The organism is Streptomyces sp. NPDC091281 (assembly GCF_044757425.1).
Classification (GTDB): domain Bacteria; phylum Actinomycetota; class Actinomycetes; order Streptomycetales; family Streptomycetaceae; genus Streptomyces.
Genome location: NZ_JBIVUY010000005.1, coordinates 521,438 through 543,467, shown reverse-complemented (window position 1 = coordinate 543,467; position 22,030 = coordinate 521,438). Strand labels below are relative to the sequence as shown.

18 protein-coding genes and 1 tRNA gene are annotated in these 22,030 nt (G+C 73.3%); 17 read left to right on the top strand and 2 right to left on the bottom strand.

All coding sequences use genetic code 11. From position 1 onward, the window contains the following. Positions 1–242 precede the first annotated feature (242 nt). The 14 genes from ACIQPQ_RS16860 to ACIQPQ_RS16795 all read left to right on the top strand — a co-directional run bounded on the left by ACIQPQ_RS16860 (position 243) and on the right by ACIQPQ_RS16795 (position 13,555). Positions 243–1,151: an SCO3242 family prenyltransferase gene (locus tag ACIQPQ_RS16860; protein ID WP_401304565.1), complete on the top strand. Its 909-nt coding sequence runs from the start codon at positions 243–245 to the stop codon at positions 1,149–1,151. Continuing rightward, positions 1,148–2,113, top strand: a complete 966-nt coding sequence (locus tag ACIQPQ_RS16855) for a sugar phosphate isomerase/epimerase family protein (protein WP_401304469.1) — start codon at positions 1,148–1,150, stop codon at positions 2,111–2,113. The genes ACIQPQ_RS16860 and ACIQPQ_RS16855 overlap by 4 nt, the downstream gene beginning before the upstream one ends. Next, positions 2,110–2,913, top strand: a complete 804-nt coding sequence (locus ACIQPQ_RS16850) for an EboA domain-containing protein (protein ID WP_401304466.1) — start codon at positions 2,110–2,112, stop codon at positions 2,911–2,913. Before ACIQPQ_RS16855 ends, ACIQPQ_RS16850 begins: the two co-directional genes overlap by 4 nt. Next, positions 2,913–3,761: a TatD family hydrolase gene (locus ACIQPQ_RS16845; protein ID WP_401304465.1), complete on the top strand. Its 849-nt coding sequence runs from the start codon at positions 2,913–2,915 to the stop codon at positions 3,759–3,761. Before ACIQPQ_RS16850 ends, ACIQPQ_RS16845 begins: the two co-directional genes overlap by 1 nt. Before the next feature lie 3 nt (positions 3,762–3,764). Continuing rightward, positions 3,765–4,934 carry a metabolite traffic protein EboE gene (gene eboE / locus ACIQPQ_RS16840; protein WP_401304463.1) on the top strand — a complete coding sequence of 390 codons (1,170 nt, stop codon included), beginning with the start codon at positions 3,765–3,767 and terminating at the stop codon, positions 4,932–4,934. After that, complete coding sequence (locus ACIQPQ_RS16835) at positions 4,931–6,382, top strand: nucleotide pyrophosphatase/phosphodiesterase family protein (protein ID WP_401304460.1); 1,452 nt, start codon at positions 4,931–4,933, stop codon at positions 6,380–6,382. Before eboE ends, ACIQPQ_RS16835 begins: the two co-directional genes overlap by 4 nt. Before the next feature lie 97 nt (positions 6,383–6,479). Beyond that, positions 6,480–7,559, top strand: a complete 1,080-nt coding sequence (locus ACIQPQ_RS16830) for a sugar phosphate isomerase/epimerase family protein (protein ID WP_401304457.1) — start codon at positions 6,480–6,482, stop codon at positions 7,557–7,559. 194 nt (positions 7,560–7,753) lie between these two features. Beyond that, positions 7,754–7,838 (top strand) — tRNA-Leu (locus ACIQPQ_RS16825). Positions 7,839–8,325: 487 nt separating this feature from the next. Then, on the top strand, positions 8,326–9,501 hold the full coding sequence (locus ACIQPQ_RS16820; protein ID WP_383766976.1) for an ATP-binding protein: 1,176 nt from the start codon (positions 8,326–8,328) through the stop codon (positions 9,499–9,501). Next, a complete protein-coding gene (locus tag ACIQPQ_RS16815) occupies positions 9,498–9,899 on the top strand; it encodes a roadblock/LC7 domain-containing protein (RefSeq protein WP_383766974.1) in 402 nt (133 codons plus the stop codon). Before ACIQPQ_RS16820 ends, ACIQPQ_RS16815 begins: the two co-directional genes overlap by 4 nt. Beyond that, complete coding sequence (locus tag ACIQPQ_RS16810) at positions 9,896–10,273, top strand: DUF742 domain-containing protein (RefSeq protein ID WP_401304454.1); 378 nt, start codon at positions 9,896–9,898, stop codon at positions 10,271–10,273. Before ACIQPQ_RS16815 ends, ACIQPQ_RS16810 begins: the two co-directional genes overlap by 4 nt. Next, positions 10,248–10,841: a GTP-binding protein gene (locus ACIQPQ_RS16805; protein ID WP_401304451.1), complete on the top strand. Its 594-nt coding sequence runs from the start codon at positions 10,248–10,250 to the stop codon at positions 10,839–10,841. Before ACIQPQ_RS16810 ends, ACIQPQ_RS16805 begins: the two co-directional genes overlap by 26 nt. A gap of 11 nt (positions 10,842–10,852) precedes the next feature. Further along, entirely contained in the window at positions 10,853–12,202 is a 1,350-nt protein-coding gene (locus tag ACIQPQ_RS16800; protein ID WP_401304448.1) for a cytochrome P450, read from the top strand. A gap of 222 nt (positions 12,203–12,424) precedes the next feature. Further along, entirely contained in the window at positions 12,425–13,555 is a 1,131-nt protein-coding gene (locus ACIQPQ_RS16795; RefSeq protein WP_401304446.1) for a tryptophan dimethylallyltransferase family protein, read from the top strand. Between the two features lie 289 nt (positions 13,556–13,844). Here ACIQPQ_RS16795 and ACIQPQ_RS16790 read toward each other — a convergent pair whose 3' ends face one another. After that, on the bottom strand, positions 13,845–15,125 hold the full coding sequence (locus ACIQPQ_RS16790) for a flavin-containing monooxygenase (protein WP_401304562.1): 1,281 nt from the start codon (positions 15,123–15,125) through the stop codon (positions 13,845–13,847). A gap of 114 nt (positions 15,126–15,239) precedes the next feature. Beyond that, complete coding sequence (locus ACIQPQ_RS16785) at positions 15,240–16,076, bottom strand: hypothetical protein (protein WP_401304560.1); 837 nt, start codon at positions 16,074–16,076, stop codon at positions 15,240–15,242. 479 nt (positions 16,077–16,555) lie between these two features. Here ACIQPQ_RS16785 and ACIQPQ_RS16780 point away from each other — a divergent pair, with 479 nt between their 5' ends. The 3 genes from ACIQPQ_RS16780 to ACIQPQ_RS16770 all read left to right on the top strand — a co-directional run bounded on the left by ACIQPQ_RS16780 (position 16,556) and on the right by ACIQPQ_RS16770 (position 22,021). Beyond that, a complete protein-coding gene (locus ACIQPQ_RS16780) occupies positions 16,556–17,224 on the top strand; it encodes a DNA polymerase beta superfamily protein (protein ID WP_401304558.1) in 669 nt (222 codons plus the stop codon). A gap of 466 nt (positions 17,225–17,690) precedes the next feature. Next, positions 17,691–19,757 carry an elongation factor G gene (fusA, locus tag ACIQPQ_RS16775; RefSeq protein ID WP_401304443.1) on the top strand — a complete coding sequence of 689 codons (2,067 nt, stop codon included), beginning with the start codon at positions 17,691–17,693 and terminating at the stop codon, positions 19,755–19,757. Positions 19,758–20,701: 944 nt separating this feature from the next. Beyond that, a complete protein-coding gene (locus ACIQPQ_RS16770) occupies positions 20,702–22,021 on the top strand; it encodes an ABC transporter substrate-binding protein (RefSeq protein ID WP_401304441.1) in 1,320 nt (439 codons plus the stop codon). The last annotated feature ends 9 nt before the right edge of the window (positions 22,022–22,030 follow it).

Genomic DNA, 22,030 nt, shown 5'->3' with positions numbered 1-22,030 from the left:
GAGCGGTCCCCGGCGGCGGGGACACGGGCGCTGCGGCCGGGGGAGCGGCCGACGCGGGCGGGGAGCCGGTGAACGCCTCGGGACAGGGGGCATCTACCGACGGGCAAAGGGCATCCGCCGACGGGCGAGGGGCGTCTGTCGGCGGGGGAGCCGCACCGCAACCCCCGCGCCCGCCCCGACCCCGGCCCACCGGGACCGGCCCCCTCCCGGCCCGCCCCGCCCTCGCCCGGTCGACCCCCGACCTGCGAGCCTGGGCCGAACTCCTGCGCTTACCCGCCCTGTTCACCGTCCCCGGCGACACGCTGGCGGGCGCGGCGGCCACCTCCGTGCGCCCCGGCCGCCGTACCCTGCTCGCCGTCGCCGCCTCCCTCTGCCTGTACGAGGCGGGCATGGCCCTCAACGACTGGGCCGACCGCGCCGAGGACGCCGTGGAGCGCCCGCACCGCCCGCTGCCCTCCGGCCGGGTCCGTCCGGCCGCCGCCCTCACCGCGGCCTGCGCGCTCACCGCGACCGGCCTCGCCCTGACCGCCCGCGCGGGACGGCCCGCCCTCACCGTGGCGGCCCCCCTCGCCGTCACCGTGTGGTCCTACGACCTGGGCCTCAAACGCACCCCCGCCGGACCGCTCGCCATGGCCGCCGCCCGCGGCCTCGACCTCCTCCTCGGCGCGGCGGCCACCGCCGGACACGTCCGCCCCGCCCTCCCCTCGGCGGCCCTGCTCGGCGGACACACTCTCGCCCTCACCACGGTCTCCCGCCAGGAGACCCGCGACGGCACCCCCACCGCCCCCCTCGCCGCCCTGGCCGCCACCGGCACCCTCACCTGGCTCCTCACCCGACCCCGGAACCCCCCGACCCCACCGGACACCGACCCCCACCCCTCCCGCCCCGGCACCGCCCCCTCCCCACCCCCCGGCCCCCTGACCGCCCTCGCCACCGCCGCGTACGCCGCCACCACCGCCCGCGCCTACCTCCACGCCACCCTCAACCCCTCACCCCCGCTCACCCAGCGCGCCGTCGGCGCCGGAATCCGCGCCACGATCCCGCTCCAGGCCGCCCTCGCCGCCCGCTCCGGCTCCCCCGTCACCGCCCTGCTCACAGCGGCGCTGGCACCCGCCGCCCGCAGGTTCGCCCGGCGGGTGAGCGTCACATGAACACCCACCCGAACCCGTACGCGCCCCTCACCGCCCCGCGCCGCCCCGGCCCCCCTTCCCCCGCGCGGCCGCCCGTGTCCGCCCTCCGCTTCGGCTACGGCACCAACGGCCTCACCGACCTCCGCCTCGACGACGCCCTCGCCCTCCTCGCCGACCTCGGCTACGACGGCGTCGGCCTCACCCTCGACCACATGCACCTCGACCCCCTCGGCCCCGGCCTCACCGACCGCGTCCGCCGGACCGCGCGCCGCCTGGCCGAGCTGGGGCTCGACGTCACCGTGGAGACCGGCGCCCGCTACGTCCTCGACCCGCGCCGCAAACACGGCCCCACCCTGCTCGACCCCGACCCCGCCGACCGCGCCCGCCGGGCCGACCTGCTCGGCACCGCCGTGCGGATCGCCGCCGACCTCGGCGCGCACGCCGTCCACTGCTTCAGCGGCGTCACCCCGCCCGGCATCGACCCCGCCACCGCCTGGCAGCGTCTCGCCCAGTCCCTCACCCCGGTTCTGGAGGCGGCCGCCGACGCCGGGGTCCCCCTCGCGGTCGAGCCCGAACCGGGGCACCTCCTCGCCACCCTCGCCGACTTCCACCACCTGCGCCGTCTCCTCGGCGACCCGGAACCCCTCGGGCTCACCCTCGACATCGGCCACTGCCAGTGCCTCGAACCCCTCCCGCCCGAAGCGTGCGTACGCGCCGCCGCCCCCTGGCTGCGCCACGTCCAGATCGAGGACATGCGGCGCGGGGTCCACGAGCACCTCCCGTTCGGCGACGGCGAGATCGACTTCCCGCCGGTCCTCGCCGCGCTCGCCGCCACCGGCTACCAGGGCCTCACCGTCGTCGAACTGCCCCGCCACTCCCACGCAGGTCCCCACCAGGCCGAACGCGCCCTCCCGTTCCTCCACCGGGCCGCCCCGGCCACCCCCGCCCCACCCGACGGCACCTCGGAAGGGCCCTCCGCATGAACGAGCCTGCCTCACCTCCCCCCGCCCCCCTGCCCCCCACCCCTCCCGCCCCCCTCCCCACCCCGCCCCTCACTCCCCTCCCCGACCTCCGCGCCGGCCTGGAGGCCCGCCTCCCGGCCCCCGCCCGCGCCTGGCTCCGCAACGCCCTGGACGAGGCGACCGCGCACGCGGAGACGTCCGCGCGCCCCGACGCCCCCGCACCGCCCGCCTCCCGAGCCCGCACCCCCCTCGCCCCCTGGGAGCTGCGCCTCGCCGAGGCCCGTCGTCGCTGCGGCAGCGCGCACGCGGACACCGCCAGGCTGCTGCTCCTGTGCGTGGCGGGCGCCGACCTGGGCGTCCTCGCCCGGGTGTACGCGCAGGGCACCGCCGACGAACGCCGGGCCGTCCTGTCGGCCCTGCCGTACCTGGTGCCCGGCCCGGAGGCGCTGCCGCTGGTGCACGACGCGCTCCGCACCAACGACACCCGGCTGCTGGCCGCCGCCGTCGGCCCGTACGGCGCCCGCCACCTCGACGTCCACTCCTGGCGGCACGCCGTCCTGAAGTGCCTCTTCACCGGGGTGTCCGTCGACGCGGTGGCCGCGCTCGCGGAGCGGGCGCGCGCCGACGCCGAACTCGCCCGCATGCTCCGCGACTACGCCGCCGAACGCACCGCCGCGGACCGCCCCGTCCCCGGTGACCTGCACCGCGTCCTCGCCCTCACCGAACCGGCCGCCCCCGCCGCGCGCACCGCCGACGGAGCCGGACGGCTGTCCGGGACCCACCTCCACAGCACGGGCCACCCCCACGGCAAGGAGTCCTGATGCGCCTCTTCGACCCCCACATCCACATGACGTCCCGGACCACCGACGACTACGCCGCGATGCACGCCGCCGGGGTGCGCGCCGTCGTCGAGCCCTCCTTCTGGCTCGGCCAGCCCCGCACCTCGCCCGCCAGCTTCCTCGACTACTTCGACTCCCTCCTCGGCTGGGAGCCCTTCCGGGCCGCCCAGTACGGCATCGCCCACCACTGCACGCTCGCCCTCAACCCGAAGGAGGCCAACGACCCGCGCTGCCTGCCCGTCCTCGACGAACTGCCCCGCTATCTCGTCAAGGACCGGGTGGTCGCCGTCGGCGAGATCGGCTACGACTCCATGACCCCGGCCGAGGACACCGCGCTCGCCGCACAGCTCCAGCTCGCCGCCGACCACGAGCTGCCCGCGCTGGTGCACACCCCGCACCGCGACAAGGCCGCCGGACTGCGCCGCACCCTCGACGTGATCCGCGAGTCGCACCTGCCCGAGGACCGGGTCCTGATCGACCACCTCAACGAGACCACCGTCAAGGAGGCCCGCGACAGCGGCTGCTGGCTCGGCTTCTCCGTCTATCCCGACACCAAGATGGACGAACGGCGGATGGTGGCGATCCTCCGCGCCCACGGCCCCGAGCGGGTACTGGTCAACTCGGCCGCCGACTGGGGCAACAGCGACCCGCTGAAGACACGGAGCGTGGCCGATCTGATGCTCGCCGAGGGCTTCGACGAGGACGACGTGGACCGCGTCCTGTGGCGCAACCCGGTGGCCTTCTACGGGCTCAGCGGACGCCTCGACCTGGAGGTCGCCGCGCCCGACGCCACCCACGAGGGCAACTCCGTGCTGCGCGGCGGTGAGTGAGCGATGCGCTTCCGCCACCCCGACGGCAGCGTCGTCCACCTCGCCTACTGCACCAACGTGCACCCCGCCGAGACCCTCGACGGCGTCCTCGCCCAACTCCGCGACCACTGCGAACCGGTCCGCCGCCGCATGGGCCGCGACCGGCTCGGCATCGGGCTCTGGCTCGCCAGGGACGCCGCACGGGTCCTCCACACCGACCCGGCCGCCCTGCGCGGGCTGCGCGCCGCACTCGACAAGCGCGGCCTGGAGGTCGTCACCCTCAACGGCTTCCCCTACGAGGGGTTCGGCGCCGAACGCGTCAAGTACCGCGTCTACCGGCCCGACTGGGCCGACCCCGAGCGCCTCGACCACACCACCGCCCTCGCCCGGGTCCTCGCCGGTCTGCTGCCCGACGACATCACCGAGGGCACCGTCTCCACCCTCCCGCTCGGCTGGCGCACCGGCTGGGACGCCACCCGCGCCGACGCCGCCCACACCGCGCTGCTGACGCTCGCCGACCGCCTGGACGCCCTCGCCGACCTCACCGGCCGCTCGATCCGCGTCGGCCTCGAACCCGAGCCCGGCTGCATCGTCGAGACCACCGCGGACGCGCTGCCCCCGCTGACCGCCGTCGGGCACGACCGGATCGGCCTCTGCCTCGACACCTGCCACCTCGCCACCTCCTTCGAAGATCCGCACACCGCCCTGGACGCGCTCACCGCGGCCCGCGTCCCCGTCGTCAAGTCCCAGCTCTCGGCCGCCCTGCACGCCGAACACCCCCGCCTCCCCGCCGTCCGCGCCGCCCTCTCCGCCTTCGACGAACCCCGCTTCCTGCACCAGACCCGCACCGTCGACGCCGAGGGCCGCCACGGCACCGACGACCTCGCCGAAGCCCTCGGCGGCGACGTTCTGCCCGACGCCACGCCCTGGCGCGCCCACTTCCACGTCCCGCTGCACGCGGCCCCCGCCGCGCCCCTCACCTCCACCCTCCCCGTCCTGAAGTCCACGCTGACCCGCCTGGTCGGCGGCCCGCACCCCCTCACCCGCCACCTGGAGGTCGAGACCTACACCTGGCAGGCCCTCCCGCCCGCGCTGCGGCCCCGGGGCCGCGCCCAGCTCGCCGACGGCATCGCCGCCGAACTCTCCCTCGCCCGCGACCTGCTGACGGATCTCGGCCTGAAGGAACTGCCATGACCCCCACCCCCGCCCCCGGCACCCCCGCGGAAACTCCCGCCACCGCCGTTGCCGACGGGGCGTCCCCCGACCGCTCCCCGGTTCCGCTGCTCGTCCTCGACGTCGTGGGCCTCACCCCCCGCCTCCTCGCCCACATGCCCCACCTCCGCTCCCTGGCCCGGGACGGCTCCCGCGCCCCGCTCGACACCGTGCTGCCCGCCGTGACCTGCGCCGCCCAGTCCACCTTCCTCACCGGCACGCTCCCCTCGGAGCACGGCGTCGTCGCCAACGGCTGGTACTTCCGCGAACTCGGCGACGTCCTGCTGTGGCGCCAGCACAACGGCCTCGTGTCGGGGGACAAGCTCTGGGACGCCGCCCGCCGCGCCCACCCCGGCTACACGGTCGCCAACATCTGCTGGTGGTACGCCATGGGCGCCGACACCGACTTCACCGTCACCCCCCGCCCCGTCTACTACGCCGACGGCCGCAAGGAGCCCGACTGCTACACCAGGCCGCCGTCCCTGCACGACGAACTCACCGAAGAACTGGGAGTCTTCCCCCTCTTCCACTTCTGGGGTCCCGGCGCGGACCTCGTCTCCAGCCGCTGGATCATCGACGCGACCCGGCACATCCTGCGCACCCGCCGCCCCGACCTGGCCCTGTGCTACCTCCCCCACCTCGACTACGACCTCCAGCGCTACGGCCCCGACGACCCGCGCTCCCTGAAGGCGGCCGCCGACCTCGACGCCGCCGTCGCCCCGCTGCTGGCCCAGGCCCGCGCCGAGGGCCGTACCGTCGTCGCGCTGTCCGAGTACGGCATCACCCGCGTCGACCGGCCCGTCGACATCAACCGCGCCCTGCGCCGCGCCGGACTGCTGGAGGTGCACACCCAGGACGGCATGGAGTACCTGGACCCGATGGCCTCCCGCGCCTTCGCCGTCGCCGACCACCAGATCGCCCACGTCTACGTGCGCCGCCCCGAGGACCTCGACGCCACCCGCGCCGCGCTCGCCGGACTGCCCGGCCTGGACCTGCTCCTCGACGACGAGGGCAAGAAGGCCCACCACCTCGACCACCCGCGCTCCGGCGAACTCGTCGCCGTGGCCGCGCCGGACGCCTGGTTCACGTACTACTACTGGCTCGACGACGACCGCGCGCCCGACTTCGCGCAGCTCGTCGAGATCCACCGCAAACCCGGCTACGACCCGGTCGAGCTGTTCATGGACCCCCTCGACCCCTATGTGAAGGTCAAGGCGGCCACCGCGCTCGCCCGCAAGAAGCTCGGCATGCGCTACCGGATGGCCGTGGTGCCTCTCGACCCGTCCCCTGTCCGCGGCAGCCACGGGCGTCTTCCGGAACGCGACGACGACGGTCCGCTGCTCATCTGCTCCACCCCCCGTGCCGTCGGTGACCGCGTCGCGGCCACCGAGGTGAAATCCCTGCTGCTGCGCCTGGCCGGTCTGGACTGAGCGTCCCGTCCGCACCGGACGGCGACCTCTGTCCCGACATGAAGCAGGCGAAGCACTCATCTCCCCCAACGCACCCGTATCGCGAGGAGTTCCCGGTATGAGCCGCATGTCCCAGTCCGATCCCGAACTCACCCACCGCCTCGGCCGACGCGGCATGCTCGGCGTCGCCGCGGGCACCACCGCGGCCGCCCTGCTCGGCGCCGCCGCCGGCCCCGCCGCGGCGACCCCCGCCGCCGCTCCCGCCGCGAGCGCCGACCCCGGCCGGACCCGGGACCGCGGCCACGGCCACGGCCGCGGTCGTCCCGTCCTGCCCCCCGGCCGCCTCGGCATCCAGCTCTACAGCCTGCGCGACAAGGTCTCCTCCCTCGGCTTCGCACCCGTCTTCGCCGAGCTGGAGCGGTACGGGTACGACGAGATCGAGTTCGCCGGATACACCCAGGGCTCCGCGGGCGCCATCACCCTCGCCCAGCTCAAGCGGCTCGCCCGCGACCACGGGCTGAACCCGATCGGCAGCCACGTCGGCTACTACTCGGGCGACCCCAACGCCTACACCTTCGCCCAGAACCTCACCAAGGTCCTCGACGACGCCCAGGCGCTCGGCCTCCAGCACATCGGGACCGCCGCCGGGCCGTTCCGCTACGGCTCCACCGTCGACGCCTGGAAGCGCGCCGCCGAGGACTTTAACACCTACGGCGCCGCGGCCCGCGCCCGCGGCATGAAGTTCTACCAGCACAACCACTCCGAGGAGTTCTCCTTCGCCACCGACGACCCCTCGGTCCGCCTCTACGACGTCCTGCTCCGCGAGACCGACCCCGACCTGGTCTTCCTGGAGATGGACATCTACTGGGCGTACGTCGGACAGTTCCGCTTCTCCGTGCGGCCCGACGGGAAGCCCGCGCCGTTCGAACCGCTCGACTACGTGCTGCGCAGGCCGCACCGCTACCCCCTCTTCCACGTCAAGGACGGCGTCAGCGACCCCACCGACCCCTACGGCTACCGCATGACCGACGTCGGGGACGGCGACATCGACTACCGGCGCTTCCTCTCCGCCGTGACCCGGCTGCGCGGCGAGCGCTTCGCCCACCACTGGCAGGCGGAACACGACAACCCGGCCGACTCCCTCACCTTCGCCCGCCGCTCCAGCGAGCACCTGCACTCCCTGCGCGAGAACTGCTGACCCCGGAGGAGCCGGGGGAGGGCCCGCCGCACCCCGTGCGCGCAGCCCTTCCCCGGCGCCCCCCGCCCCGCCCCGCACGGCACCCCGCCCCGCACCCTCCCGGCCAGCGGATACGCAGGTGAAACGCACCCCGAAAGCTTGGTATTGTTGTCCATGTCGCCGCCGGGAACACCCCGGCCGGTGACAGACACCTGGTCCGGGTGGCGGAATGGCAGACGCGCTAGCTTGAGGTGCTAGTGCCCTTTATCGGGCGTGGGGGTTCAAGTCCCCCCTCGGACACATATCACTCTCCGTATCGCATTGCCCTCGATCGGTAAGTGGAATATCAAACAAACGCTACCCGCATCCGCGTCGCCGGATGTGGGTAGCGTCGTTTCGCGCGCGCTTTCGCCCGCGGCCTCCGTCCGGCCCGCCGGCGCGCGATCCCCTTCTCCTTCGGGCCGCCGCGCCGCCGGAAACCTCTCCGAACCTCTCACTTGCCCCTGAATGCCGCGGAACGCGGTTTATCGGTTGTGATGGGAACGCCCCACGGGCCCTATTCCTGACGATGCGTCAATGTTCATCCTGACCGCCTATGTTGGCGGTCTGTGACCGGATCGTGTGGTGATACGATCACGGCGCTTGTAGAGCGGGCGGATGGGTGCAGGACGACGACATCCCTGACTACGGGGACAGTCCGGGCGGTGACCCCGGTGCGGGCGGTCCGCCGGTCCACCCGCATTGACGGGAATTCAGCACTGGCCGTCAGTCGCCTGAAGAGAGTCTTATGACTGATTACATACAGAACCCGGTACTCTGGGCTCTCCTCGTCGCCGTGATCGTCTCCGTGGCCCTCATTGTTCGCCAGCGGAGGGCGGCACGGACGTTAAGGCGGGAGTTCGCAGATCTCAGGGCTCAGCACAACGAGCTGGAGAACGGGTACGCGAAATCCGTCGAGGCAGCTCAGGAAAGAGCCGAAGAGGCAACCAAAACGGTCCTCAAGTCCGCGATGCGGACCCTCCAGGGCCTCGCCGCGGAACAGCAGTTGATCGTTTCCCGGCTCCAGTCCAAGTACGGCGAGTCGGTCATTCTCCAGGACCTTCTGGAGATCGACCACACGAACTCCCAGTTCGGTCGCCGCGCCCAGTCCATCGCAGTGCTCTGCGACGGCTGGCTGGGACGTCAGCGCGATGTCGCGTCCGTCTACGACGTCGTCCGCAGCGCCCAGGGACGCATCCGCCACTACCGGCGGGTGGAAATCCTTTCGCAGGTCGATTTCGGCATCACCAGCCGCGCCGTCGAACCCGTCGCGCTGGCGCTCGCCGAAATGCTCGACAACGCCACCAGCTATTCCAGCCCGGACACCGTTGTCGAGATCAACATCCGCACCGTGCCCAAGGGCATCTGCATCGTCGTGGACGACGCCGGTGTCGGCATGAACGACGAGGAACGCGCCCGCGCGGAGAAACTCCTCTCCACCGATCGCGTCTCCGGCGTCTCCGGACTCGGCAACCCCCCGCAGTTCGGATTCGCGGTGATCGGCGTCCTCGCCGAGCGCTTCGGATTCGAGGTGTCCGTCGACTCCAGCTCGCCCTACGGCGGCGTCCGCGCGGTCCTCCTCCTCCCCCACGACCTGCTCACGAACGCGCCCGAGCAGAAGGAGCCGGCCCCGGTCGCCCCGGCCGTCGCCACCCCCGTGCGCGGCGGTGGACCCGAGACGGCGCCCGCTCCCAGCAGCACCGCCGACGGTCTGCCCAAGCGCCGCCGCAAGCGGCCCATGGCGATCGTGCCCGGCAGCGCGTCGACCGCCTCCTCTCCCGCCCGCTCGGGCGCCGAGACGGCGGCGATCATGGGTGCCTTCCAGCGCGGCACCCAGTCGGGGCGGCGGGCCAGGCCCACGGACCCCGCGCAACAGTCGAGCAGCACCCCCGGTGCAAGCAGCGAAGGGCATGAGTTCTCGTGAACGACGATCTGTCATGGATGCTTGACAGCGCCCTGGAGATTCCCGGGGCCCTGCACGCCGTCCTGATATCCGCCGACGGCCTGCTGATGGCCCGGACGCAGGACTTCCACAAGGATGACGCGGACCGGGTCGCCGCCGCCATGAGCGGGGTGCAGTCGCTCAGCCGCTCCCTCGCCTTCTTCTGCGAGGACGCGAGCCAGCGGTGGCGCCAGACGGTCGTCGAGTTCGACGGGGGCTGGGTCTTCCTGATCTCCGCCGGTGACGGCGCCTACCTCGGCGTCTCCGCCGCGCCGGAGGTCGACATGCAGGACATCACCTTCCGGATGCAGCAGCTCGTCAGCCAGCTCGGCAAGGCCCTGACGACGCCGCCGCGCGAGAACCTCGGCGCGCGGTCATGACGGGCTTCGGTGAACTGGAGCCCCAGACGCCCGAATTAGTGCGTCCGTACGTCATCACCAAGGGACGCGGGCTCCCCGACGAGGAGCAGCTTTCCCTCATCACCCTGGTCACGGCCACCGTCGACCAGCAGCAGCGGCCCACCCGGCTGTCCCCGGAAGAGCAGAGCCTGCTCGACCTGTGCTCCGCCGGGTACCTGTCGGTCGCGGAGATCGCGGGGCACACCCAACTGCCCCTCGGTGTCGTGAAGATCCTCCTCGCCGCCCTCACCGAGGGCGGCTACCTCATCACCCGCCCGCCCGTGCAGCGGGCCCCCCTCGCCGACCGGGAGATCCTGGAGGAGGTGCTGAATGGTCTCAGGCGCAAGTTTGGATGAGCAGGCGTACGTCCGTGACGGCGCGACCCAGACCGCCGTCAAGATCCTCGTCGTCGGTCACTTCGCGGTGGGCAAGACCACGTTCATCGGGGCGATCTCCGAGATCACCCCGCTGACCACCGAGGAGACGATGACGCGGGCCGCCGAGGAGATCGACGACCTGAAGGGCGTCCAGGGCAAGACCACCACCACGGTCGCCATGGACTTCGGCCGCCTCACCATCAGCGACCGGGTCGTCCTCTACCTCTTCGGGACGCCCGGCCAGCAGCGGTTCGTGCAGATGTGGGAGGACATGGCCCGCGGCGCGCTCGGCGCGCTGGTCCTCGTCGACCCCGAGCGTCTCGCCGACTCCTTCGCCGTGATCGACCTCATCGAGCAGTACGGGCTCGACTACGCCATCGCCGTCAACCACTTCGACGGCGTACCCCTGCGTGACGAGGCGGCCCTGCGCGACGCCCTCGACCTGCTCGACGACACCCCCGTCGTCACCTGCGACGCGCGTGACGAGCGGTCCTCGGCCGAAGCGCTGATCACCCTCGTCCGCCACCTGCAGGACCGTGCCCACTAGGAGCAGCTTCCATGGACCACCCCAACGCGCCCGTGCCCCCGCCCGGGTGCCCGGCGCACAACAGCGGCGGCCGAGTGCCGCTGTACGGGCCCGAGTTCGCGGCAGATCCACAGGCCTACTACAGCTATCTGCGGCACTACGGGCCGACGGCGCCCGTCGAGATCGCTCCCGGTGTCGAGGCCACCCTGGTCACCGACTACGCGAGCGCCCTCCAACTCCTCCAGGACTCCGGCTCGTTCCGCAAGGACTCCCGGCGGTGGCGGCACTTCAACGAGGGCAAGATCTCCCCGGACAGCCCCGTGGCACCGGTCCTCGCCTACCGCCCCAACGCCATGTTCAGCGACGGCGCCGAACACCTGCGGCTGCGCCAGGCCATCACCGACAGCATGGCCCGCATCGACTCGCGTCGGCTGAGCCAGAGCACCGAGCAGGTCTCCAACTACCTCATATCCCAGTTCAGCAGCCGTGGTTCGGCGGACCTCCTGGCCGACTACGCCAAGCAGCTTCCGCTGGTCGTCTTCAACGAACTCTTCGGCTGCCCGCCCGACATCGGTGACCGCGTCGTCTACGGCGTCACCGGCATGTTCGACGGCGTCAACGCCGAACAGGCGATGGGCGTGCTGTTCGGCGCGGTCGGCGAACTCATCGCGCTCAAGCGGGCCAGGCCGGGTGACGACGTCACCTCCTGGCTGATGGAACATCAGGCCAACCTCACCGACGAGGAGATGATGTACCAGCTCGCGCTGCTCCTCGTAGGGGGCAACGAGCCGCTGCGCAACCTCATCGGCAACACCCTGCACCGGCTCCTCACCCACGACGCGTACGCCAACCAGGGCGGTCTGATCGACGAGGCGATCGACGACACGCTGTGGGAGAACCCGCCGATGCAGAACCTGGCGCCCCACTACCCGGCCTCCGACATGGAGTTCGCCGGGCAGCACCTCCAGGCCGGGGACCTCCTCCTGGTCAGCTTCGCCGCCGCCAACACCGGTCCGGCGCTCACGGCCGCCCGCCAGGCGGGCAGCAACCGCGCCCACCTCGCCTGGAGCGCGGGCCCGCACGCCTGCCCCTCCAAGGACCCCGCGCGGCAGATCACCATCACCGCGCTGGAGAACCTCCTCAACAAGCTCCCCGATGTCGAACTCGCGGTCCCGGAGGAGTCCCTGACCTGGCGTCCGGGTCCGTTCAACCGTGGACTCGTCGCGCTGCCCGCGCGCTTCACCCCGGTGCAGGCCGCTCGCCGGCCCGACGCCGGGACCCGCACCGAGGCGCCGGCCGGTCCGGCGCAGTCGGCACAGCAGGGCCACCGTGCCGAGCGCAGTGGAGTGTGGAGCCAGTTCCTCAACTGGCTTACGAGGTGATTTAGCCAACACGCGTCAACTTGTGGCCATCGTATGACCGTTCAGCGGCACGGGTAGAGAGCTATGCGGCATTCCGCATAGCTCACCGACCCGAGGAGCCGCCGTGAACCTCATACGTACCGACAGCGTCTTCCGACGACCGCCGCGCGTGTCGTCACACCGGATACCCGCCTTCCCGGGCGGGTATCTTCTTGTTCCCGCCGAGCCGTCGCGGGAGGCCGCGTGAGCGCCCCCGACGCACCGCTCAGACCCCCGGCCTCCGGCACGCTCGGCGGACACACCGCGGGCCAGCTCCTGCGCCTCGCCGACGTCGTGGGTCTTGGCACCGACGACGCCGGGGTCTACGCGCGTACGCTGACCGAGATGCTCGGCGGCGCCGCGGAACGACCGCTGCACCTGCCGCCGCCGAACCCCACGTTCCTCTCGGACGACCACACCCCGGTCGAGTTCTCGCTCTCCTTCACGCAGGGCGAGGACCCCACCCTGCGGATGCTGGTCGAACCCGGCTGCGACGCCCCCGGACGGGCGGCGAACGGCCGCGCCGGGCTGCGGGCCGTCCGCGAGGTCGCCCGGCGCTGGGGCTTCTCCACCGACCGCCTCGACGAGCTGGAGGACCTCTTCCTGCCGCCCGCGCCGGAAGGCCCCCTCGCCCTGTGGTGCGCCCTGGAGCTGCTGCCCGGCGGCGTCCCCAAGGTGAAGGTCTACCTCAACCCGGCGGCCTCCGGACAGAACCGCGCCCCGGCCACCGTCGCCGAGGCCCTGCGCAGGCTCGGCCACCACCGGGCGTTCGACGCGTTGCCCCCCGGTGACCGTCACCTCTTCTTCGCCCTGGACCTCGGCGACTGGGCCGAACCCCGGGTCAAGGTGTACCTCGCGCACCAGGACCTGTCGGCCGGCGAGGCGGGCGCGCTGTGCCGCACCGAGACCGGGCCCACCCCGGCCGAGACCGAGGCGTTCTTCCGTATCGCCGCCGGACACGACGCCGACGACCTCACGTCACCGCAGGTCCGGCGGCCCGTCCAGTCCTGCCACGCCTTCACCGAGACCGCGACCGGCCGGCCCAGCGGCTTCACCCTCTACGTCCCCGTCCGCGACTACGCCCGCCACGACGGCGAGGCCCTGGAACGGGCCGGCACCCTGCTCCGCCACCACGGGCAGGCCCCGGACCCGCTGTTGCGGGCCGTCTCCGCCGTCACCGACCGCCACCCGGAGGACGGGGTCGGCCTCGTCGCCTACCTGGCGCTCGCCCACCAGCAGGGCCGGCCGCCGCGCGTCACCGCCTACGTGTCCTCCGAGGCGTACCACGTCCGCCCGCCCACGGGACCGCTGCCCGTGCCCGCCGCCGCGCGCTGACCGCGGCCGCGGCACGCAGGCCGGGGGAGCCGTACGCCGACGGCGCCGGACCGCTCCCCCCGGCCCGCCGACGAAGCGCTCGCCCAGCGCCGGACCCCGCGCGTCCCGCCCCGGCGGGCGCCCCGCCGCCATCACGGTCCCGCGCCCGCCGACTCGACGAGGAGGCCGGCGCGCGGCACGCTCCCGCCCACCGGCCCCACCGGCCCACAGGTCTCAGCGGTGCCCGGGTTCCTCGGGTCCTGTCCACATCCGCCTCGCCGGATCCGATCGGGCGCCGCCCGATCAGGGGTCACTCGTCCCGCAGTTGCTCCAGATACGGTGCCACGTTCACCTTGATCGACCCGCCCTCGCTCTGCCCGTACTGGTCCGCGATGCCGCTGAGGTAGGAGGCCACCTCCTTGCGCATCACCTCGGGCTCGGGCAGCACCGCCTCGCCCAGAAGGAGCCGCGTGATCCACCGGGCCTGTGCCTCCACGAGCCGGGTGATGGAGCCCTGCGGGCGCACCAGTCCGGCGAAGAACAGCCCCGGCAGGTCGGGTGCCACGACCCGCTTGAACAGCTCGACCGAGCCCGACGCGCCGAACGGGCAGCCCGGAGGCAGGAAGGGGAACGCCAGCCGGTAGCCGGTGCAGTGGACGATCGCGTCCACCCGCTCCGACGTGCCGTCCGTGAACGTCACCACGTCTCCCGCCAGCGAGGCGATCGCGGGTTTCGGGAGCACGCCGCCGTGCCGGATGCTGCTGAGGATCTCGTCCGAGAGGGTCACCGCCGAGGCGAACACCGGGTGTTCGGGCTCCGGCAGCCCGTAGTCGGAGAGCGAGCCCCGCGCCGTGCGCACCGCCTCCTCCAGGAACGTGCGCTGCTCGGGCAGCGACATCGCGGTCCACCAGGGCGCCTCGGCGAACTCGTCGAGCGGGATGCCGAAGAGCTGCTTGGGGAGGATGTGGTGGCCCCGCCGGACGGAGAGGACGGTCCGCTCGGCGTACCGCGGCAGGTCGGCCGCGATGTCCACGGCCGACGCGCCGAGCCCCACGACCACGACCCGCTGTCCGGCGAACTCGTTGCCGTCGTGGTAGTCCTGGGCGTGCAGAATCGTTCCTGTGAAGGTTTCGGCACCCGGTGGCGGTGCGGGCACCGACGGTTCGGTGTTGGCGCCGGAGGCGACGACGACGTGGGAGAAGACACGGGAGGAGCGGGCGCCGTCGGTGTCCACCGAGTCCACCGACCAGGAACCGTCGGCCTGCCGGGTCACCGACTCGACGGTCGTCTCCAGCTCGATGTGCCCGAGGAGATCAGCCCATTCGGCGAACTCCTGCAAATAGGAGGCCATCTGGCGGTGGTTCGGATAGACCGGGTAGGAGTCCGGCATCGGGAACTCGGCGTAACCGGTGAGCTTCTTGGTGGTGTTCAGGTGCAACGAAAGGTAACCCGGGCCCGGTTCACCGGCCCCGGGTCTGCGCCATATGCCACCGACCCCGCCGGTCCGTTCCAGGCAGACGAAGTCGATGCCCGCGCTCTTCAGGGCACGCGCCGTCGCGAGCCCCGACAGGCCTGCACCGATGAGACACACACGCACGGTTTCCCCCACAGGAACGGCACCGATTTCACGGATCACCCGCAGTGTCTGCCCACCGCCCACCGCCCCCAACCAGCGACAAGGATCACAGCGGCCCCGCCGGGCGGCTCAGTCGAGGGTGTTCGGGGTCGCCTTCGGCGTGCGGCCCGCGAGGACGTCTTTCAGCCGGGGCGTGCCCTGCTCCACGGCCTGCTCGGTGCTGTCGTGGTCGGCGCCGTCGAGCCCGCCGTTGGTCACGGTGATCGCGTCCGACGTGCCGACCTGGACGACGGCCACGTCCAGGGTGAGGGTCACCGGTTCGCCGTTCGTCTCGCCCTTCACCGTCACGGTCAGCCCGCGCCGCCCGTCGCCCTCCTTCGGCAGGGAAGCCTCCACCACCTGGACGGTACGGTCTCCGTCGTCGCCGGTCGCGGTGAACTGGGCGCAGGTGTCGGGCAGTTTCTCCAGCCAGTCCATCGACTTGTCGAGGTCGGCCTGCCGGTACCCGGCGACCTGGTAGAGCAGCCGGGACTCGCCCTCCTCGAAACCGGTCAGCGCCGACGCGCCGGACGGTTTGCCGAGCAGGTCCTCGTCGTAGAGGCCGTCGAGGAGGCGCTGGCAGTCGGCGGCGTCGGTCTTGGCGGTCACGAACTGCGCCGTGTCCACCTTCCCGACGAGCAGCGACTCCTTCCAGGTCTGCGCGTCGTCCACCTGCGTCCAGGCGTCCTCGATGTCCGCCTCCGTGATCAGCGCCGACTTCGCGCCGGACTCGCTCAGCGTGCTGGACGGGGACGGGGAAGCGGCGGCGGTGGTCCGCGCCGTCAGCGGGCGTTCGGCGACGGCCGCGGAGGCGGCGGCGGTCACGGCCGGGGTCGCGGTCCTCGACCCGGAGGCGGAACCGTCGCCGTCGCCCGAGCAGGCCGCGGCGGCGAACAGGGTTCCGGTGGTCAGGGCGGCAGCGGCCAGGACGCGGACGGTACGGGCCCTGCCGGTCGCCGGAGCGGGGGCCGGGAGCGCCTGACCCGTACGGGTCGTACGGGTCGTACGGGTCGTGCGCGGCGTGTGGGACGGGCCGGTGGGGCTAGGGGTGATCACGAGTTCCTCCTGAGGACGGGACGGTTTCCCGGCGCGCGGGCGCCCCGGACGGCTGCCCCCCTGCCCCTCCACGGCACCACCGGCCCGCGCGGGCGACCAGCGCAACGCCGTCATCCGGGTGACGCCGCCGATCGAACCTCATGGGCGGTGGGGGAGCGGGCGGCCCCGAAAACGCGAGGTGGGCGCCGGGGCCGCCGGGGCATGATGGCCGTCCCGCCGTCCGCCGCGGACGGCCCGGGACCACGACCGGGGGAGAACCTGTGACCGACCACGCCCAGCACACCCGCAGCGCCCCCGGCACGGACCGGGCGCGACCCGACCCGTCGACCGGTACGGCCGGTCGCACGGTCCTGCTCTCCGGCATCGTCGGCTCGACCGCCTACGGCCTCGCCCACGCGGGCTCCGATCTGGACCGCCTCGGCATGTTCGCGACGCCCACCGAGGAACTGCACGGTCTGCGCACCCCGCCGGAGTCCCACGTCACCACGGCACCGGACCGCACCCTCCACGAGGCCGCCAAGTGGTGCCGACTCGCCCTCGGCGGCAACCCCACCGTGATGGAACTCGTCTGGCTGCCCGACGAGTTGTACGAGGTCCGTACCCCGCTGGGAGACGAACTCATCGGCATACGGCACACGTTGCTGGGCGCGCGCCGGGTCCGTGACGCCTACCTCGGCTACGCCACCCAGCAGTTCCGCAAGCTCCGCAACCGCACCGACGCGGCGGGCCCCGGCGAGACCCGCCGCCGTACCGCCAAGCACGCCCGCCACCTCAAGCGGCTCTGCCACCAGGGTTACGAGCTGTACGCGACCGGGCGGTTGAGCATCCGCGTCGACGACCCGGAGAGCTTCCGCCGGTTCGGCGAGGAGGCCGCGGCCGACCCCGAGGCGGCGCTGCCGCTCCTGCGGCACTACGAGGCGGCCTTCGCCGAGACCCGCAGCCCGCTCCCCGACCAGCCGGACGAGACGGCCGCCGACGCCTGGCTGCGGAGGGTGCGGCGGCACTTCTACGCGGGCTGACGCGGCGGCACGCGATGCCGGCCGGGGTGCCAACTGCCGGGAGGCCGCGGGAAAATGCCGTGCGCCGTCCGTTCCGCCACTCCTACACTCGGGTCGACGAGAGCCGCCCACGGGGGGCCGCTCCGCACCGCGCATGACGACCGGACGACCGGACGTCACGGAAGAGGGGAGCCCGGACATGCGTGACCGCACCGCTGTCCGCGCTCCCCGTTCCCGCTACGAGGTGATCCTCGTGTCCTCGTCCTTCCGGTGCCCGCTGCGCGGCCGGCACCGGAAGCTCTGACGGGACCGCGACTCCGACGGCACCGGACGCGCCGCCGGGCCCACCGACGGCCGGGCGCACCGGACTTACCGGACGCACCAGACGTACTGGTCGCACCGGTCCGCCGTCACCTCCTTCTTCGCGGGTCCCGTCGGACACCATCGCGCCGCCCTTCTCCGAGAACCTCCCGAAAGGCCACGGGCCGTGCGCAACCACCTCGACCTCCACCTCGCCGCCGTACGCAACCTCGGCATCCTCGCCCACGTCGACGCGGGCAAGACCACCGTCACCGAACGCGTCCTGTTCGCGACCGGGACGACCCACCGGCGCGGCGAGGTCCACGACGGCACCACCGTCACCGACTTCGACCCCCAGGAACGCGACCGCGGCATCACCATCTTCGCCGCGGCCGTCAGCTGCGACTGGGACGGGCACCGCGTCAACCTCATCGACACCCCCGGGCACGTCGACTTCGCCGACGAGGTCGAACGCTCCCTGCGGGTGCTGGACGGGGCGGTCGCCGTGTTCGACGCCGTCGCGGGCGTGGAACCGCAGAGCGAGTCGGTCTGGCGGCAGGCCGACCGGTACGGCGTACCGAGGATCGCGTTCGTGAACAAGCTGGACCGGGCGGGCGCCGACCTGGACACCGCCGTCGCCTCGATCCGGGACCGGCTGCACCCCGTACCGCTCGTCGTGCAGCTGCCGATCGGCGCCGAGGACGGCTTCACCGGCGTCGTCGACCTGCTCCGCCTGCGCGCCCTGACCTGGGACGGCGACGGCGGGGCCGCCGTCGACGGGCCGGTGCCCGAGGAACTGCGCGCGGAGGCGCTGCGCCGCCGACGGCTGCTGGAGGAGGCGGTCGCGGAACGGCATCCGGCGGCGCTGGAGGAGTTCTGCGACCGGGAGACGCTGTCGGCGCCGACCCTCGCGGCGGCGCTGCGCGACCTCACCCGCGCCGGGGACGGCGTCGTCGTGCTGTGCGGCTCCGCCTACCGCAACCGGGGCATCGAACCGCTGCTCGACGCGGTCGTCGCCTACCTGCCGTCGCCGCTGGACGTGCCGCCCGTACGGGGCACGCACGACGGCGCCGACGAGCGGCGGCCCGCCGACCCGGCGGCGCCCTTCGCGGCCCTCGCGTTCAAGGTCGCCGCCACGCCCACCGGACGCCTCACCTACCTGCGGATCTACTCCGGGACCATCGAGAAGGGGGACGCCGTGCGGGACACCACCGCCGGGCGCGGGGAGCGGATCGGCCGCATCCTGCGGGTCCAGGCCGACCGGCACGAGCAGGTGGAACGGGCGGTCGCCGGGGACATCGTCGCCGTGATCGGGCTGAAGTCGGCCCGCGCGGGCTCGACGCTCTGCGCGCCGGACGCGCCGCTGGTCCTCGAACCGCCCGGGGTCGCCGATCCCGTGGTCTCCGTCGCGGTCGAGGCCCGCCGCTCCACCGACACGGACCGGCTGGCCACGGCGCTGGCCCGGCTCGCCGAGGAAGATCCGTCGCTGACGGTCCGCACCGACCCCGAGACCGGCCAGACCGTGCTGTCGGGGATGGGCGAACTGCACCTGGAGGTGGCGGTGGAGAAGATCCGCCGCACCCTCGGACTGGAGGTCACCGTGGGGCGCCCGCGCGTCACCTACCGGGAGACGGTCGCGCGGGGCGTGTCCGGTCTGGTCTTCCGCCACGTCAAGCAGGACGGCGGGGCGGGCCAGTTCGCGCACGTCGTGCTCGACGTGGAGCCGCTGGAGGAGGGGTTCGTGTTCCGTTCGGCGGTCGTCGGCGGGCGGGTCCCGCAGGAGTACGTCCGTGCCGTCGAGGCCGGCTGCCGGGACGCCCTCGCCGAGGGCCCCCTCGGCGGCCACCCGGTGACCGGGCTGCGGGTCACGCTGACCGACGGGGCCACGCACGTCAAGGACTCCTCGGAGACCGCGTTCCGCACGGCGGGCCGGCTCGGTCTGCGCGAGGCCCTGCGCCGCTGCGCCGCGCTCCTGCTGGAGCCGGTCGCCGAGGTCACCGTCACGGTGCCCGAGGACGCCGTCGGCACGGTCCTCGGCGACCTCGCCGCCCGGCGCGGCCGGGTGACCGGCTCGGCGGTACGGGGCGGCGCGGCGCTGGTCACGGCCACCGTCCCGCTGGCGGAGCTGTTCGGCTACGCCACCCGCCTGCGCAGCCGCACCCAGGGCCGCGGCACCTTCACCACCCGCCCGACCGGCTACGCCCCGGCCCCGCAGACCCCGGTCGGGACGGCGACGCCGCCCACGGCGCCGTAGGCGGGGGCGACGCGGTAGCCCGGAGCCGCGCGTCCGCTGCCGGGGTGCGCCCGGGGGCTTGTGCCCCTGGGCGCACCGTGACGCCTGCGCCTGCGGCGGACCCTGGGGGTGCCGCGGACGGGCCGCGCACTGCCAGTGGCCTGGCTGTGTCCGGGCGGGTCGTACCCCCGCCGGTGGTCTGGCCGTGTCCGGGCGCCCCGCCGCCCCCGCTCGGCACGACGACGTCGGCCTAGGCGCCGTCGGCGGGGGCGGCGCGGTCGCTGGGCGCCGCGGGTCCGCCGTTCCGTGCGCCTGGTACGCCCGCGAGGCTTGTGCCTCCGTACGCACCCGAGGCGCCTGAGCCCCCGGCGGTGCACGCGAGCGGGCCGCACACTGCCGGTGCCTCCGCCCCCCCCCACGCCCCGACGCCCCACGCCCCGGCCCCGCAGCCCCCACCCGCACGGCGGTGCCGCCCACGGCACCGTCGGCCGGGGAGGCGGCGACGGCGCGACAGCCCGTAGCCGCCCGCCCGCCACCGATGTGCGCCAGGGGACCGTGCCCCGCCGGGGGCGCACACCGCGCCGCCCGCACCCCCCGCCACACCCCGCCCGCACCCCCGCCACACCCCGCCCGAGCCCCCGCGCACCCCACCCCCGCCCGTCCCCCAGCGGGAACCCCGGTTCGCGCGCCCCGTCCCTCTCACCCGGAACCCCGCTTCCCACTTCGAGAAGTGAACGCACCCTCACGACGGTGCCTGCCGGGCCACCGGGCGCGGGAGCGGGGCCGTGCGGGCCCGCGACGTGCGCCGGAGCCCGCGGCACGCCTGGGCGGGGGCCCCGGCGGGTCACCCGTCACAGCCGCATACCGACTTGTACCTCCCGCGTCGAAACTCTTGACGCCGCTCTCTTCGGAGGTTTAACTCACGTCCTAAATTAAGCCCTGATCGACACCCCGGGAGCCGACCCATGCGTACCATCCGAGCCGCGGCCGCAGGCGCCGTCGTCATGTCACTCGCGCTGGCCGTGACGGCCTGCGGCGGTGGGTCGTCGTCGGACGGCGGCGGGTCCAACGACTCGCCCAAGGAGCTGACCTACTGGGCCTCGAACCAGGGCGCCAGCATCGAGATCGACAAGAAGACCCTCCAGCCCGAACTCGACAAGTTCGAGAAGGAGTCGGGCATCAAGGTCAAGCTGGAGGTCGTCCCCTGGTCGGACCTCCTCAACCGCATCCTCACCGCGACCACGTCCGGTCAGGGCCCCGACGTCCTCAACATCGGCAACACCTGGTCGGCCTCCCTCCAGGCGACGGGCGCGCTGCTGCCCTGGGACGACGCGAACTTCGCCAAGATCGGCGGCAAGGACCGGTTCGTCGCCTCCGCGCTCGGCTCGACCGGCGCCGAGGGCCAGCCGCCCGCCGCCGTCCCGCTGTACTCGATGGCGTACGCGCTGTACTACAACAAGCAGATCTTCGCCGACGCGGGCATCTCCCAGCCCCCGGCCACCTGGGACCAGCTCGTCGCCGACGGCAAGAAGATCCAGGCCAAGGGCAAGCAGGTCATCGGCGCCGAGGGCGCGAACGTCTCCGAGAACGTCCACCACGTCTTCACCTTCGCCAAGCAGCACGGCGCGGACTTCTTCACCGCCGACGGCAAGCCCGACTTCACCTCCGACAACGCGGTCACCGCCGTCAAGCAGTACGTCGACCTGATGGCGAAGGACAAGGCGATCCCGCTCGGCAACGCCGAGTACGCCCAGAACCAGTCCGTCAGCGACTTCGCCAAGGGCAAGACGGCGATGCTGCTGTGGCAGTCGGCCGCCGCCAACCTCAAGTCGCAGGGCATGCCCGAGGACCAGTACGGCATCGCGCCCGTGCCCGTCCAGTCCGGCACCCCGGGCACCGGCAAGCAGGTCAACTCGATGGTCGCCGGCATCAACCTGTCCGTCTTCAAGAACAGCGACAACCTCGACGGCGCCACGAAGTTCGTGAAGTTCATGACCAGCGACGAGGAGCAGAAGATCCTCAACAAGGCCTACAGCTCGATCCCGCCGGTCGCGAGCGCCCAGACCGACCCCGCGTTCAACAACCCGGCCAACGCGGTCCTGAAGGACACCCTCGCCAAGAGCGCCGCCGCCCTCCCGCAGGTCGCCGACGAGTCGCAGTTCGAGACCGCCGTGGGTACGGCCGTGAAGGAGCTGTTCGCGGACGCCGCGGCCGGCCGCCCGGTCACCACCGAGTCGGTCAAGTCCCGCCTGGAGAAGGCCCAGCAGCAGATGCCGACGAAGTAAGTGAGCACG

Excerpts from the sequence above, each read along its gene's own strand:
- ACIQPQ_RS16805 (WP_401304451.1), top strand. The coding sequence starts at position 10,248 with ATGGTCTCAGGCGCAAGTTTGGATGAGCAGGCGTACGTCCGTGACGGC.
- ACIQPQ_RS16810 (WP_401304454.1), top strand. The coding sequence starts at position 9,896 with ATGACGGGCTTCGGTGAACTGGAGCCCCAGACGCCCGAATTAGTGCGT.
- ACIQPQ_RS16820 (WP_383766976.1), top strand. The coding sequence starts at position 8,326 with ATGACTGATTACATACAGAACCCGGTACTCTGGGCTCTCCTCGTCGCC.
- ACIQPQ_RS16770 (WP_401304441.1), top strand. The coding sequence starts at position 20,702 with ATGCGTACCATCCGAGCCGCGGCCGCAGGCGCCGTCGTCATGTCACTC.
- eboE (WP_401304463.1), top strand. The coding sequence starts at position 3,765 with ATGCGCTTCCGCCACCCCGACGGCAGCGTCGTCCACCTCGCCTACTGC.
- ACIQPQ_RS16850 (WP_401304466.1), top strand. The coding sequence starts at position 2,110 with ATGAACGAGCCTGCCTCACCTCCCCCCGCCCCCCTGCCCCCCACCCCT.
- ACIQPQ_RS16845 (WP_401304465.1), top strand. The coding sequence starts at position 2,913 with ATGCGCCTCTTCGACCCCCACATCCACATGACGTCCCGGACCACCGAC.
- ACIQPQ_RS16800 (WP_401304448.1), top strand. The coding sequence starts at position 10,853 with ATGGACCACCCCAACGCGCCCGTGCCCCCGCCCGGGTGCCCGGCGCAC.
- ACIQPQ_RS16855 (WP_401304469.1), top strand. The coding sequence starts at position 1,148 with ATGAACACCCACCCGAACCCGTACGCGCCCCTCACCGCCCCGCGCCGC.
- ACIQPQ_RS16835 (WP_401304460.1), top strand. The coding sequence starts at position 4,931 with ATGACCCCCACCCCCGCCCCCGGCACCCCCGCGGAAACTCCCGCCACC.
- ACIQPQ_RS16830 (WP_401304457.1), top strand. The coding sequence starts at position 6,480 with ATGAGCCGCATGTCCCAGTCCGATCCCGAACTCACCCACCGCCTCGGC.